This window comes from Cellulomonas sp. A375-1 (genome assembly GCF_001040865.1).
Lineage (GTDB): Bacteria > Actinomycetota > Actinomycetes > Actinomycetales > Cellulomonadaceae > Cellulomonas > Cellulomonas gelida.
Genome location: NZ_LFKW01000130.1, coordinates 43,990 through 57,728 on the forward strand (window position 1 = coordinate 43,990; position 13,739 = coordinate 57,728).

Consider the following 13,739-nt stretch of genomic DNA (forward strand, 5'->3'; position numbering starts at 1 on the left):
TCCTTGGCATGTTCGTCGTCGTACCGATCGCACGAGCAGTCCAGATCTCCTTCTTCAAGTGGAAGGGGTACGGCGACTTCGAGAAGTTCGTCGGCCTCGAGAACTACCGTCGCGTGCTGGACAACCCCGAGTTCATCGAGGCGTTCCAGCACAACATGATCATCGTGGTGGCGTCGATCGCCATCCAGCTCCCGCTCGGCCTGGCCATCGCGCTGCTGCTCAACCGCAAGATGCGCGGCCAGGGGATCCTGCGGACGATCATCTTCGTCCCGTACGTGCTGTCCGAGGTCATCGCGGGTGTCATCTGGTACCAGATGTTCGTCCCCAACGAGGGCATCATCGACACCGTCCTGTCGAGCATCGGCTTGAGCGGACCGAAGCAAGGCTTCACCGGAAGTCTCGAGTGGGCGTTGCCGGCGGTCATCGCGGTGCTGACGTGGAAGTACCTCGGGATGGCGATCATCCTGTTCCTCGCCGGCCTGCAGGGCGTGCCCGAGGAGCTCTACGAGGCGGCCCAGCTCGACGGCGCCTCGTGGTGGCAGATCCAGCGTCGCGTCACGATCCCGATGCTCGGCCCGACCCTGCGCACGTGGGCGTTCCTGTCGATGATCGGCTCGCTGCAGCTGTTCGACATGGTCTGGGTCCTCACCGGTGGTGGCCCCGCCAACGCGACCAGCACGATGGCGACGTTCCTCATCCAGCAGGGCACCCAGCGCTCCAACTACGGCATCGCCTCGGCGGCCTCGGTGATCCTGTTCATCGTCGCTCTCGTCCTGGCGCTGCTCTACCAGCGATTCATCATGAACCGTGACAACACGGAAACGGTTGTCCGCCGGAAGAAGGTCTCCCGATGAGCACCGCCACCGCCGCTCCGAAGGGCGCAGCCGCGGCCGCCGCCACCCGGAACGCGCGTCGCACCGGCTCCACGAACGTCATGCGCGGCGGAAGCCCGCTGATCTACTTCGTGGCGCTGATCGTCGTGGCGTTCACCCTGGGCCCCGTGCTGTACGGCGTGGTGTCCGGCTTCCGGACCAACGGGGACCTCGTCCTGAACCCGTCGGGTCTGCCCGACCCGTGGGTGCTGAAGAACTACTCGGGGATCCTCACGGACTCGAACTTCTGGCGCTACACGCTCAACTCGACCGTGATCGCACTCATCACCACGTTGCTCGTCGTGGTCTGCGGGGTCATGGCTGCCTACCCGCTCGCGCGGTACAAGTTCAAGGGTCGCGAGGGTCTGTACATGATCTTCGTCGCGGGCCTGCTGTTCCCCGCGACGGTCGGCGTGATCCCGCTGTTCATCCTCATCCGCGACCTGAACCTCAACAACACGTGGTGGGGCATCGCGCTCCCGCAGGCCGCCTACGCGCTGCCTCTGACGGTCGTGATCCTGCGGCCGTTCCTCCAGGCGATCCCGAACGAGCTCGAGGAGGCCTCGCAGCTCGACGGCGCGAGCCGGCTCGGCTTCTTCTGGCGGATCCTGCTGCCGCTGTCCGGCCCCGGGCTCGTGACGGTCGGCGTGCTCGCGTTCGTCGGCTCCTGGAACGCGTACCTGCTCCCGCTGCTCCTGCTGCTGGGGGACAACAAGACCCTCCCGCTCGGAGTCGCCGACTTCTCGGCGGAGCACTCGACCGACATCGCGGGCGTCTTCGCCTTCACCTCGCTCGCGATGATCCCAGCCCTCATCTTCTTCCTCGCGATGCAGAAGCGGATCGTCAGCGGCCTGCAGGGCGCGGTCAAGGGCTGATCCACGATGACGGAGAGGACCATGGGTACCCCTATGTCTGCAGCCGACGCTCCGGCGACGGACGCCGAGCGGGTCGCAACGATCCTCGAGCGGCTCACGCTCGAGCAGAAGACGGCGCAGATCGTCGGCTTCTGGGAGAAGGGCGACGGCGAGGTCGTCGCTCCGCTCCAGGGCGAGTTCACGCGTGACGGCGGGCTCGACGACGCGATGCGGCACGGCCTCGGCCATCTGACGCGTGTCTACGGCACGCGGCCGGTCGACCCGGTCGAGCGTGCGCGGTGGCTGTGGCAGCGCCAGCGTGAGCTCGTCGCGACCGTCGGCATCCCGGCGCTCGTGCACGAGGAGTGCCTGACCGGTCTGTCGGCGTGGCAGGCCGCGACGTTCCCCACGCCGCTGGCCTGGGGCGCGTCGTTCCACCCGGAGCTCGTGGGGCGGATGGCCGAGCTGATCGGCCAGTCGATGAGCGCGCTCGGCGTGCACCAGGGCCTGGCCCCGGTGCTCGACGTGATCCGTGACCCGCGCTGGGGCCGGGTCGAGGAGTGCATCTCCGAGGACCCGTACCTCATCGGGACGATCGGCACGGCGTACGTGCGCGGGCTGCAGTCGGCCGGCGTGCACGCGACGCTCAAGCACTTCGTCGGCTACTCGGCGTCGCAGTCGGGCCGCAACTTCGGGCCCGTGCACGCCGGTCCGCGCGAGATCGCGGACGTGCTGCTCGTGCCGTTCGAGATGGCCGTGCGGGACGGCGGCGTGCGCTCGGTGATGCACGCGTACACCGAGATCGACGGCGTGCCGACGGCCGCCGACCCGACCTACCTCACGCACGTGCTGCGTGGGCAGTGGGGCTTCGACGGGGTCGTCGTCGCCGACTACTTCGGCGTGGCGTTCCTCGACATCCTGCACCACGTCGCCGAGGGCCTCGGCGAGGCCGCGGGCCTCGCACTGGCCGCGGGCGTCGACATCGAGCTGCCCACGGGGGACGCGTTCCTCGAGCCGCTCATCCAGGCGATCCGCGACGGCCTGGTGGACGAGGCGCTCGTCGACCGGGCGGTCACGCGTGCGCTGCTGCAGAAGGCCGAGCTGGGTCTGCTCGACGCGACGTTCGACGAGCCGCCGACCGAGATCGAGCTCGACTCTCCCGCGCACCGTGCCGTCGCGGCGCAGCTCGCGGCGGAGTCGGTGGTGCTGCTCGCCAACGACGGCGTCCTCCCGCTGCTGGGCGGGTCGCGGCCCGCTCCGCGCCGCGTGGCGGTGCTCGGCCCGAACGCCGACCAGCACGAGGCGATGTTCGGCTGCTACTCGTTCGTGAACCACGTCCTCGAGCACCACACCGAGGTGCCCGTGGGCATCGAGGTGCCGACGGTGCTGGCTGCGCTGCAGGCGGAGCTGGACGGCGTCGACCTCGTGGCGACCAGCGGGTGCGCGATCGACAGCGACGACCGCTCGGGCTTCGCCGACGCGGTCGCCGCGGCGAGCGCCGCGGACGTCGCGGTGGTCGTGGTCGGCGACAAGGCGGGCTTGTTCGGCCGCGGCACGGTCGGCGAGGGCTGCGACCGCGACGACCTCGAGCTGCCGGGCGTGCAGCGCGAGCTCGTCGAGGCCGTGCTCGGCACCGGGACGCCCGTCGTGCTGGTGCTGCTCACCGGTCGGCCGTACGCGATCGACTGGGCGCTCGAGCGCTGCGCCGCGGTGGTGCAGGCGTTCTTCCCGGGCGAGGAGGGCGGTCCCGCGGTCGCGGGCGTCCTGACCGGGCGGATCAACCCGTCCGGGCGGCTCCCCGTGAGCCTGCCCCGCCCGGCCGGCGCGCAGCCGTACTCGTACCTGCACCCGGCACTCGGAGGGGACGGCGACGTCACGAACCTCGCGACGGCACCGGCCCGGCCGTTCGGCTTCGGCCTGTCGTACACGACGTTCGCGTACGACGAGCTCGTGGCCGCCTCCGCGCAGGTCCCGACGGACGGGCGCGTGCGTGTCGCGGTCCGCGTGACCAACACGGGGGAGCGCGCGGGCGACGACGTCGTCCAGCTCTACGCGCACGACACGGTCGCGACGGTGACCCGCCCGGTGGCGCAGCTCGTCGGCTTCCGCCGCGTGAGCCTGGCCGCGGGGGAGTCGGTCGTCGTGCACTTCGACGTCCCCACGACGCGCGTCGCGTTCAGCGGCCGCGACCTGACCCGGGTGGTCGAACCGGGCGAGCTGGAGCTGTGGGTCGGCACGTGTGCGGACCGCGCCGCCTCCACCAGCGTTCGCCTGGTCGGGCCCGTCCACGCGATCGGCGACGACGACCGCTGGACGAGCACGGAGGTCACCGCGTCCTGACCTCGTCGGACGCGGCAGCCGCCGCGACGGCCCCGCACCTCGCCACGTCCTCCCGGGGCGCGAGGTGCGGGGCCGTTCGGCGTACCGCGGCCGAGTCGTGGACGCACGGCCTCGACCAGTGGCGACGCACGTAGGCTGACCTGCGGCGCGCCTGCCCACGCCCTGCTCCCGCACGACCTGGCGCGCCACGAAGGAGTTACACGCGATGAGCCGTCCGCTGCGCTCTCGGACCTCGACCCACGGCCGCAACATGGCCGGTGCCCGCGCCCTGTGGCGCGCGACCGGCATGGGCTCCGAGGACTTCGGCAAGCCGATCATCGCGATCGCGAACTCGTACACGCAGTTCGTCCCCGGGCACGTGCACCTCAAGGACATGGGCGACCTCGTCGCGGGCGCCATCCGCGAGGCCGGCGGTGTGGCCAAGGAGTTCAACACGATCGCCGTGGACGACGGCATCGCGATGGGCCACGCGGGGATGCTCTACTCGCTGCCCAGCCGCGACCTGATCGCCGACTCCGTCGAGTACATGGTCAACGCGCACTGCGCGGACGCGCTCGTGTGCATCTCCAACTGCGACAAGATCACGCCCGGCATGCTCAACGCGGCGCTGCGGCTGAACATCCCGGTGATCTTCGTGTCCGGCGGGCCCATGGAGGCCGGCAAGGCCGTCGTCGCGGACGGCGTGGCGGCCACGCCGCTCAACCTCATCAACGCGATCAACTACTCGGCCGACGACAACGTCTCGGACAAGGCGCTCGACGCCGTCGAGGAGAACGCGTGCCCCACCTGCGGGTCGTGCTCGGGCATGTTCACGGCGAACTCGATGAACTGCCTCACCGAGGCGCTCGGCCTCTCGCTGCCGGGGAACGGCTCGACGCTGGCCACGCACGCGGCCCGTCGTGAGCTGTTCCTGGAGGCCGGTCGCACGATCGTCGACCTGGCGCGCCGCTACTACGACGACGAGGACGACACGGCGGCGCCGCGCGGCATCGCGACCAAGGCGGCGTTCGGCAACGCGATGGCGCTCGACGTCGCGATGGGCGGCTCGACCAACACCGTGCTGCACATCCTCGCCGCCGCGCAGGAGGCGGAGATCGACTTCACGCTCGCGGACATCGACGCGATCTCGCGCCGTGTGCCGTGCCTGGCGAAGGTCGCACCGAACCATCCGAGCTTCCACATGGAAGACGTCCACCGCGCCGGAGGCATCCCCGCTCTCCTCGGCGAGCTCGACCGCGGCGGCCTGCTCGACCACGACGTGACGTCGGTGCACACGCCGACGCTGCGGGCCTGGCTCGACGACTGGGACATCCGCGGCGGCAGGGCTACGGACCGTGCGCGCGAGCTGTTCCTCGCGGCGCCGGGCGGCGTGCGGACCACGCAGGCCTTCTCGACGACGAACGTGTGGGCATCGCTCGACACGGACCCGGTGGACGGCTGCATCCGCGACGTCGCGCACGCGTACACGGTCGAGGGCGGGCTCGCGGTGCTGCGCGGCAACCTCGCCGACGACGGCGCGATCATCAAGACCGCGGGCATCGACCCCGACGTCTTCCACTTCGTGGGGACCGCGCTCGTGTGCGAGTCGCAGGACGAGGCGGTCGAGAAGATCCTCACCAAGCAGGTCCAGCCCGGCCACGTGGTGGTCGTGCGGTACGAGGGCCCCGCGGGCGGCCCGGGCATGCAGGAGATGCTCTACCCGACGTCGTTCATCAAGGGTCGCGGCCTGGGCAAGGTCTGCGCGCTCATCACGGACGGCCGGTTCTCGGGCGGCTCGTCGGGCATCTCGGTCGGCCACGTGTCGCCCGAGGCCGCGGCCGGCGGCACCATCGGCCTGGTCGAGGACGGCGACGAGATCGAGATCGACGTCGAGTCCCGGCTCATCCGCGTCAACGTGCCCGACGAGGTGCTCGCTGAGCGCCGCGCCAAGATGGAGTCCTCCGAGACGCCGTGGCAGCCGAAGGACCGCGACCGCTACGTGTCCCCGGCGCTCCAGGCGTACGCCGCGATGGCCACCTCCGCCGACCGCGGCGCCGTCCGCGACGTCACGCGCCTCCGCCGCGGCTGACCCGATCCGGTCCGTCCCGCGGTCAGGCGCTGCCGGTCAGGCGCTGCGCGTCCTGCCCCGGGGCGCCGTGCTGCGACATGCGCCGCGCACGTCGGCCCCGGGCGACCTCGGTCGCGAGCGCGTCGAGCGGCTGGGCGAGCGGCGCGAGCGGGTCGACGAGCTCGTCGAGCCACGCGCGCACGTCGGCGAGCGCCTCGTGGTCGAGCCCGTGGATCCGTCGCGTGCCCTCGGTCCGCACGGTCAGCAGGCCCGCCTCGCGGAGCACGCCGAGGTGCTGCGACACGGCGGGCTGCGACACGGGCCGCACGGGCTGCACGCGGTGCACGAGCTCGCCGACCGACTGCTCCTGCGCCGCGACCAGGCGCAGGAGCACGCGGCGCAAGGGGTGGCCGAGCGCGTCGAGTGCCGCCTCGGCCGGCAGGGGACGCGCGTTCACGCGGTCGGCGTCTCCTCGGTCGGCGTCTCCTCGGTCGACGGCTGCGAGGGGTCGACGGTGTAGAAGGTGACGGTGCGGTCCCCGGCCGCCTGCATGGCCCGGGCGTCCTCGCCCGCCGCGACCGCTGCTGCGGTCCACCCCAGGGCGGCCGTGCGCACGAACGCCCTGCCGTCGGCCGTCAATGCGTACCCGGCGCCGTCGTCGGGGTCGACGGGCTCGCCCGTGTCCAGGTGCAGGCCCAGACCGAGCAGCGCGAGGTCCCACCCGACACCGACGGCACCCGGGCCGTACTGCGCCCAGAACCCGGGGTCGACGGGCGCCTCGTGGCGAAGCTCGAGGGTCGTCCCGGCGCCGTCGTCGACCGGCGTGAGCTCGACCTCGACCCACGACACCTGCGGCCCCATCTCCCACGTGAGCGCGAGCAGCCGCGGCGCGTCGCACCGCTCGACCACGCCCGAGGCGTTCCCCGTGAGCGAGTAGCGCCCGCCGACGCGCAGGTCACCGCTGACGGGCAGGAACCACCGGGGGATGCGCTGCGGGTCGGTGAGCGCGTCCCACAGGTCGGCCGGGTCGGTGGCGTACGTGCGGCGGGCGACCGCGACGCGCGTCGGCGCACCGGCACGCTCGCCGGTGCGCACCTCGCGCGTGACGAGCCCCGCGGTGGCGATCGGATCGACCGAGATGGTCATGGCGAACCCCTTTCATAAGCAGCGCCTTATGATTACACGCCAGCCGCGCGACGGAAATGGTCGGTCCCCGGTCGGCCGGGCTTCACGTGCTCGTCACCGGCCGCTCGCTCCCCGCTACGCGGACGGCGTCGGGCTGTGCAAGGACCGCGTGCTCCCACGCACGCCGGACGGCAGGCTCGCGCCGCCCACGTCGGTCGTCCGCGACGCGCACCGCGAGCACCTGACCGTGCACGCGTGGACGTTCCGCCGCGAGAACACGTTCCTGCCGACGGACCTGCGTCGCGGCGACGACCCCGCGGGCACGGGCGACCTCGCCGCCGAGCTGCGGGCGTTCGTCGGCGCAGGCGTCGACGGGCTGTTCACCGACAACCCGGACGTCGCGGTCGCGGCGCTCGGCGCCCGCCCGTAGCGCGGTGCGGCCCCTGCTCCTACGGTGGGCGCATGACCGATCTGGGTGCACCCGACGTCAAGCCACGCTCGCGGCAGGTGACCGACGGGATCGAGGCGACGGCGGCGCGCGGCATGCTGCGCGCCGTCGGCATGGGCGACGAGGACTTCGCGAAGCCGCAGATCGGCGTCGCGAGCTCATGGAACGAGATCACGCCGTGCAACCTCTCGCTCGACCGGCTCGCCAAGGCGGTCAAGGCGGGGGTGCACGCGGGCGGCGGCTACCCGCTCGAGTTCGGCACCATCTCGGTCTCGGACGGCATCTCGATGGGCCACGAGGGCATGCACTTCTCGCTCGTGAGCCGCGACGTGATCGCCGACTCGGTCGAGACCGTGATGATGGCCGAGCGGCTCGACGGATCGGTGCTCCTGGCCGGGTGTGACAAGTCGCTGCCCGGCATGCTCATGGCCGCGGCGCGGCTCGACCTCGCGTCGGTGTTCCTGTACGCGGGCTCGATCATGCCGGGCTGGGTCAAGCTGTCCGACGGCACCGAGAAGGACGTGACGATCATCGACGCGTTCGAGGCCGTCGGCGCGTGCGCGCGCGGTCTCATGAGCCTCGAGGACCTCGACCGCATCGAGCGCGCGATCTGCCCGGGCGAGGGGGCGTGCGGCGGGATGTACACCGCCAACACGATGGCGTCGGTCGCCGAGGCGATGGGCATGTCGCTGCCGGGCTCGGCCGCGCCGCCGTCGGCGGACCGGCGCCGCGACCAGTTCGCGCAGCGCTCGGGGGAGGCGGTCGTCGAGCTGCTGCGCCGCGGGATCACCGCGCGCCAGATCATGACGAAGGAGGCGTTCGAGAACGCCATCGCGGTCGTCATGGCGTTCGGCGGCTCGACCAACGCGGTGCTGCACCTGCTCGCGATCGCGCACGAGGCCGAGGTCGACCTCACGCTCGACGACTTCTCGCGCGTCGCGCGTCGCGTGCCGCACCTCGGCGACCTCAAGCCGTTCGGCCGGTACGTCATGAACGACGTCGACCGCGTGGGCGGCGTGCCGGTGATCATGAAGGCGCTGCTCGACGCGGGCCTGCTGCACGGCGACTGCCTGACGGTCACGGGTCGCACGGTCGCCGAGAACCTCGCCGAGCTCGCCCCGCCCGACCCCGACGGGAAGATCCTGCGCGCGCTCGACAACCCGATCCACCGCACCGGCGGGATCTCGATCCTGTCCGGCTCCCTCGCGCCGGACGGTGCGGTCGTGAAGTCGGCGGGGTTCGACTCCGACGTGTTCGAGGGCACCGCGCGCGTGTTCGAGCGTGAGCGGGCGGCGCTCGACGCGCTCGAGGACGGCACCATCCAGGCGGGCGACGTCGTCGTGATCCGGTACGAGGGCCCCAAGGGCGGGCCGGGCATGCGCGAGATGCTCGCGATCACGGGGGCGATCAAGGGAGCGGGGCTCGGCAAGGACGTGCTGCTCGTGACCGACGGGCGGTTCTCGGGCGGTACCACGGGCCTGTGCGTCGGGCACATCGCACCCGAGGCGGTCGACGCCGGCCCGATCGCGTTCGTGCGCGACGGCGACCGCATCCGCCTCGACGTCGCGAGCAGCCGCCTCGACCTGCTCGTGGACGACGACGAGCTCGCGGCCCGCCGGGAGGGCTGGGCACCGCTGCCGCCGCGCTACACGCGCGGCGTGCTGGCGAAGTACGCCAAGCTCGTGCAGTCGGCCAGCAAGGGCGCCGTCCTGGTCTGACCGCCCTGGTCCACGGCCTGGTCTACGGCCTGCTCTACGGCCCTGGTCCGAGCCGCCCTGGGACGGGAACGCCGGGTCGTCAGCCGGTCGCGGACCGGATCAGGCCCCACGCCGCGAGCACGACGGGGGCGCCCTCGTCGCCGCCCGGGAGGTCGAGCCACGGGTCGATCGCGCCCGAGGCAGGGTCGACGAAGCACGCGTCCACGTCGCAGCCCGCGGTGAGCGGTCCGCGGACGGTCAGCCGGCCGCCGACATACCCGAGCAGGTTGGCAAGCCCTGCCACCGGGAGCGGCGTCTTGGTGCCGGTGACCACGTCGAGCAGGGCGTGCGCGCCGGGTTCGGTGGGCGCGACGGCCTCGTCCCACACGAGCACGGTGCGGGCGTCACGCCACGGGTCGCCGTACACGACGTGGGTGTCGTCCCACGTGAACGGCGCCGTCCCGTCGGTCGCGACCGTCCTGACGGCGTACGGCTGGTCGGACGACGAGAAGCCGGTGACGACGTGCGCGTCGTCGGGCGAGTAGCTCGGGTAGGACTCGCTCGGGTAGCCGTCGACCCGCTCGACCGTGCGCGCGCGGCCGTCTGTCAGGGACGCCTCGCGCAGGACGTGCGTGTGCGCCTCGGCGAGCTCGCGGCGGCTGCCGAACGTCAGGCAGCCGAACGTCGCGGCGATGCGTGCGCCGTCGCGCGACCACGCCGCGTCCTGCACCAGGCAGTCGGTGTCGGGGCCGGCGGGCAGCCCTGCGTCGAGCTCGATCCGGGTGGGCGTGCCGCCCGCGAGCGGGATCGACTCGAGCCGGGGGTAGGTGCGCAGCAGGCGCGTCCCGTCGGGCGACAGCCGGACGTTCTCGAGCCGCACGTCGGCGGGCAGGACGAGCCGCACCCAGGTCCCGGTGTCCGCGTCGAGCGCGATCGTCGGGGACGACGCGACGACGAGCGCCGCTCGCTGCACGGTGCGTCGCTCGAGCGAGCCCGGGTCGAGCACCACCGGCCCGCGCACGGCCGCGAGGACCCTCGCGCGCACGTCGTCGGACAGCCGCACCCCGTCGGGGCCGGTGCTGGCTGCACCGGCGCCTGGGCTGGTCGTGCCGGGTGCGCCCGGTGCCGGTGCGGTCGGCTGTCGCGTCGTCGGCCCAGCGGACGGGGCGGACGCGACCCCAGGGCCTGGCGCCCACAGCGGCTGGGTCGCGTACACGGCGCACGTCGCCGCGATCGCGACGCACGCCCCGATCGCTGCTGCGCGCACGTCGACTCGCCCCACCCCGTCGTGGTCGGCACCCCGGCGCCCCGGCTTGAGGCCCGCGCGACGTGACCGACGCGACGCGTGCGGCCCTCCCGCCTACGGTGGGCTCATGGCCCTGACGCAGCGGGACGCGCCGTGGTGGACGAGAGCTGTGGTGTACCAGGTGTACCCGCGCTCGTTCCAGGACTCGGACGGTGACGGGGTCGGTGACCTGCGCGGGGTGCTGCAGCGCGTCGACCACCTGGCCGAGCTGGGCGTCGACGTCGTGTGGTTCTCGCCCCTGTACCGCAGCCCCCAGGACGACAACGGCTACGACATCAGCGACTACCAGGACGTCGACCCGCTGTTCGGGACCCTCGCCGACCTCGACGAGGTCATCGCGGCGCTGCACGCGCGCGGCATCCGGGTGGTCATGGACCTCGTCGTGAACCACACGTCCGACGAGCACGCGTGGTTCGTCGAGTCGCGCTCGTCGACGGACAGCCCGAAGCGTGACTGGTACTGGTGGCGGCCCGCGCGTCCGGGCATGGACGCCGGCACGCCCGGTGCGGAGCCGACCAACTGGGCCAGCTTCTTCTCGGGCCCTGCCTGGGAGTACGACGAGGCGTCGCAGGAGTACTACCTGCACCTGTTCAGCCGCAAGCAGCCCGACCTCAACTGGGAGAACCCGCAGGTCAGGGACGCGGTCTACGCCATGATGCGCTGGTGGCTGGACCGGGGTGTGGACGGGTTCCGGATGGACGTGATCAACGCGATCTCGAAGGTCGTGCGCCCCGACGGCTCGTTGCCGGACGGCATCACGCACGACGGCCGGCTCGGTGACGGCAGCCCGCACTACCTGTCCGGACCGCGCATCCACGAGTTCGTCGCGGAGATGCGGCGTGAGGTGTTCGCGGGCCGCGACGGCGCGTTCCTGACGGTCGGCGAGACGCCGGGCGTCACGCTCGAGGACGCGCTGCTCTTCACCGACCCGGAGCGCGGCGAGGTCGACATGGTGTTCCAGTTCGAGCACGTCGGGCTCGACCACGGTCCGGGCGGGAAGTTCGACCCGCGACCGCTGCGGCTCACGGACCTCAAGGCGAGCTTCGGGCGGTGGCAGGCGGGCCTGGCCGCGGCCGGGTGGAACTCGCTGTACTGGGACAACCACGACCAGCCGCGGATCGTCTCGCGCTGGGGTGACGACGGCGTCCACCGGCGCGAGTCCGCGACGATGCTCGCGACCGTCCTGCACCTGCACCGGGGCACGCCGTACGTCTACCAGGGCGAGGAGCTCGGGATGACGAACGCGAACCTGACGTCGTTCGACGAGTATCGCGACATCGAGACCCTGAACTACCTCGCGCAGGCGCGCGCCTACCGCACCGACGACGAGCTGCTCGCGGCGTTCGCGGCCATGAGCCGCGACAACGCGCGCACGCCCGTGCAGTGGGACGCGTCGCCGCACGCGGGCTTCACCACCGGGACGCCCTGGCTGGCGGTGAACCCGAACCACGTCGAGATCAACGCGGCGGCCCAGCGTGCGGACCCCCGCTCGGTGTTCCACCACTACAGCCGGCTGATCGCGCTGCGGCACGACGACCCCGTGGTCGCGCTCGGGGACTTCACGATGCTGCTGCCCGACGACGAGCACGTGTACGCGTTCACGCGCGCGCTCGACGACGTCGAGCTGCTCGTGCTGGGCAACTTCACGGGGGAGGACCGCCTCGCGCTCGTCGACCCCGTCTGGACCGACGCCCCGGTGGTGATCGGCAACTACGACGAGGCCCGCGTCGTCGAGGTGCCCGTCCGGCTGCGGCCGTGGGAGGCCCTGGTGCTACGCCGCACCCGGTGAGACGCCCGGGCGGCGCGAGGTACGTCAGCCGCTACGGTCCTCGGCATGGGAAAGGTGCACGAGCGGATCGACGACCGGCTCCGGCGCTTCATCGAGGCGCAGCACGTATTCTTCGTCGCGACCGCCCCCAGCGGACCCGACGGCCACGTCAACGTCTCGCCCAAGGGGATCGGCGGCACGTTCGCGGTGCTCGACGACCACACGGTCGCGTACGTCGACGTCACCGCGTCCGGCTCCGAGACGATCGCCCACATCCGCGAGAACGGCCGCGTGACGATCATGTTCTGCGCCTTCGAAGGGCCGCCGAACATCGTGCGCCTGCACGGCCGCGGGCGTTTCGTGACGCTGTACGACGAGGGCTTCGACGAGCTGCTCGCGCGCTTCGACGGCGGAGTCGACGAGTCGCTCGGCGCGCGCGCCGTCGTCGTCGTCGACGTCGAACGCGTCTCGGACTCGTGCGGGTACGGCGTCCCGTTCATGAGCTACGAGGGCGAGCGTGACCTGCTGCCCGCGTACATGGCCCGCAAGGGCGTCGACGGACGCGCCGAGTACCGGCGGCTGAAGAACCGGACGAGCATCGACGGCCTCCCCGCGTTCGACATGGACGCCCCGGCCGGCGGATAGCGACCCGTCGGCGGTCGGGCGAGGCAGGCGGGTGGGGCGCGGACGCCGGATCGGGTGAACCGGGCCGGACCTGCGCGTATGCCGCCTTGCCGACACGTCGCAACGGCTACGGTTCGCGTGCGGTCCCGGTCCGGGGCTGGGCGGCGAACAGGGGCTGAGTCGATGACCTCCACGCACGAGCTCGCGATCTCCACGCGCGGGTTGCGCAAGACCTACCGGCGGCGCGGCAAGCGCCAGGTCGCGGTCGAGGGTCTCGACCTCGACGTGCCGATCGGTGGCGTGCACGGCTTCCTCGGGCCCAACGGCGCGGGCAAGACGACGACGATCCGCATGCTGCTCGGCCTGGTCCGGGCCGACTCGGGCACGATGCGCGTGTTCGACCAGCCGGTGCCTGACCGGCTGCCGGACGTCGTCCGCCGGGTGGGTGCGATCGTCGAGCAGCCGAAGTTCTTCCCCACGTTCTCCGCGCGCCGCAACCTGACGCTGCTCGCGGGCGGCATCGGGGCCGACCCGAAGCTGGTCGACGTCGTCCTCGCCGACGTCGGGCTCGCCGACCGCTCGCGCGACCGGTACCGGACCTACTCGCTCGGCATGAAGCAGCGGCTCGCGATCGCGGCCACGCTGCTCAAGGACCCGG

Annotated in this window: 12 protein-coding genes; 9 read left to right on the plus strand and 3 right to left on the minus strand. The window is 72.2% G+C overall.

From position 1 onward, the window contains the following. From CWIS_RS13265 to ilvD (CWIS_RS13280), 4 genes are all read left to right on the plus strand, one after another. On the plus strand, positions 1-854 hold an 854-nt coding region (locus CWIS_RS13265; RefSeq protein ID WP_082156464.1), incomplete at its 5' end, for a carbohydrate ABC transporter permease. Then, positions 851-1,747 carry a carbohydrate ABC transporter permease gene (locus CWIS_RS13270; RefSeq protein WP_048343785.1) on the plus strand — a complete coding sequence of 299 codons (897 nt, stop codon included), beginning with the start codon at positions 851-853 and terminating at the stop codon, positions 1,745-1,747. The genes CWIS_RS13265 and CWIS_RS13270, both read left to right, overlap by 4 nt. A gap of 33 nt (positions 1,748-1,780) precedes the next feature. Then, positions 1,781-4,066, plus strand: coding sequence for a glycoside hydrolase family 3 N-terminal domain-containing protein (locus tag CWIS_RS13275; protein ID WP_048343786.1), 2,286 nt, complete (start codon positions 1,781-1,783; stop codon positions 4,064-4,066). Positions 4,067-4,271: 205 nt separating this feature from the next. Further along, positions 4,272-6,134, plus strand: coding sequence for a dihydroxy-acid dehydratase (gene ilvD, locus CWIS_RS13280; RefSeq protein WP_048343787.1), 1,863 nt, complete (start codon positions 4,272-4,274; stop codon positions 6,132-6,134). 22 nt (positions 6,135-6,156) lie between these two features. On the opposite strand, the gene CWIS_RS13285 is transcribed toward ilvD (CWIS_RS13280), so the two are convergent. Next, entirely contained in the window at positions 6,157-6,570 is a 414-nt protein-coding gene (locus tag CWIS_RS13285; RefSeq protein WP_231583880.1) for a helix-turn-helix transcriptional regulator, read from the minus strand. Next, positions 6,567-7,259, minus strand: coding sequence for an SRPBCC family protein (locus CWIS_RS13290; protein ID WP_048343788.1), 693 nt, complete (start codon positions 7,257-7,259; stop codon positions 6,567-6,569). The genes CWIS_RS13285 and CWIS_RS13290 overlap by 4 nt, the downstream gene beginning before the upstream one ends. A gap of 28 nt (positions 7,260-7,287) precedes the next feature. Between CWIS_RS13290 and CWIS_RS19520 the strand changes: the two genes are divergently transcribed. Continuing rightward, the gene (locus CWIS_RS19520; RefSeq protein ID WP_369796582.1) at positions 7,288-7,668 is read left to right on the plus strand and encodes a glycerophosphodiester phosphodiesterase family protein; all 381 of its coding nucleotides are present in this window, start codon (positions 7,288-7,290) and stop codon (positions 7,666-7,668) included. Between the two features lie 32 nt (positions 7,669-7,700). Beyond that, positions 7,701-9,404 (plus strand): dihydroxy-acid dehydratase, encoded by a 1,704-nt coding sequence (ilvD, locus tag CWIS_RS13300; protein ID WP_048343789.1) that lies wholly within the window; start codon positions 7,701-7,703, stop codon positions 9,402-9,404. 79 nt (positions 9,405-9,483) lie between these two features. On the opposite strand, the gene CWIS_RS13305 is transcribed toward ilvD (CWIS_RS13300), so the two are convergent. Further along, positions 9,484-10,428 carry a hypothetical protein gene (locus tag CWIS_RS13305; protein ID WP_197080850.1) on the minus strand — a complete coding sequence of 315 codons (945 nt, stop codon included), beginning with the start codon at positions 10,426-10,428 and terminating at the stop codon, positions 9,484-9,486. A 328-nt stretch (positions 10,429-10,756) separates the two neighbouring features. Between CWIS_RS13305 and CWIS_RS13310 the strand changes: the two genes are divergently transcribed. The 3 genes from CWIS_RS13310 to CWIS_RS19525 form a co-directional block, all read left to right on the plus strand. Further along, positions 10,757-12,478, plus strand: coding sequence for an alpha-glucosidase (locus tag CWIS_RS13310; RefSeq protein ID WP_048343791.1), 1,722 nt, complete (start codon positions 10,757-10,759; stop codon positions 12,476-12,478). A 45-nt stretch (positions 12,479-12,523) separates the two neighbouring features. Next, positions 12,524-13,102 (plus strand): pyridoxamine 5'-phosphate oxidase family protein, encoded by a 579-nt coding sequence (locus CWIS_RS13315; protein WP_048343792.1) that lies wholly within the window; start codon positions 12,524-12,526, stop codon positions 13,100-13,102. Positions 13,103-13,264: 162 nt separating this feature from the next. Then, on the plus strand, positions 13,265-13,739 hold a 475-nt coding region (locus CWIS_RS19525), incomplete at its 3' end, for an ATP-binding cassette domain-containing protein (RefSeq protein WP_048343817.1).

Excerpts from the sequence above, each read along its gene's own strand:
- CWIS_RS13315 (WP_048343792.1), top strand. The coding sequence starts at position 12,524 with ATGGGAAAGGTGCACGAGCGGATCGACGACCGGCTCCGGCGCTTCATC.
- CWIS_RS13290 (WP_048343788.1), bottom strand. The coding sequence starts at position 7,259 with ATGACCATCTCGGTCGATCCGATCGCCACCGCGGGGCTCGTCACGCGC.
- CWIS_RS13275 (WP_048343786.1), top strand. The coding sequence starts at position 1,781 with ATGTCTGCAGCCGACGCTCCGGCGACGGACGCCGAGCGGGTCGCAACG.
- CWIS_RS13270 (WP_048343785.1), top strand. The coding sequence starts at position 851 with ATGAGCACCGCCACCGCCGCTCCGAAGGGCGCAGCCGCGGCCGCCGCC.
- ilvD (WP_048343789.1), top strand. The coding sequence starts at position 7,701 with ATGACCGATCTGGGTGCACCCGACGTCAAGCCACGCTCGCGGCAGGTG.
- CWIS_RS13310 (WP_048343791.1), top strand. The coding sequence starts at position 10,757 with ATGGCCCTGACGCAGCGGGACGCGCCGTGGTGGACGAGAGCTGTGGTG.
- ilvD (WP_048343787.1), top strand. The coding sequence starts at position 4,272 with ATGAGCCGTCCGCTGCGCTCTCGGACCTCGACCCACGGCCGCAACATG.
- CWIS_RS19520 (WP_369796582.1), top strand. The coding sequence starts at position 7,288 with ATGATTACACGCCAGCCGCGCGACGGAAATGGTCGGTCCCCGGTCGGC.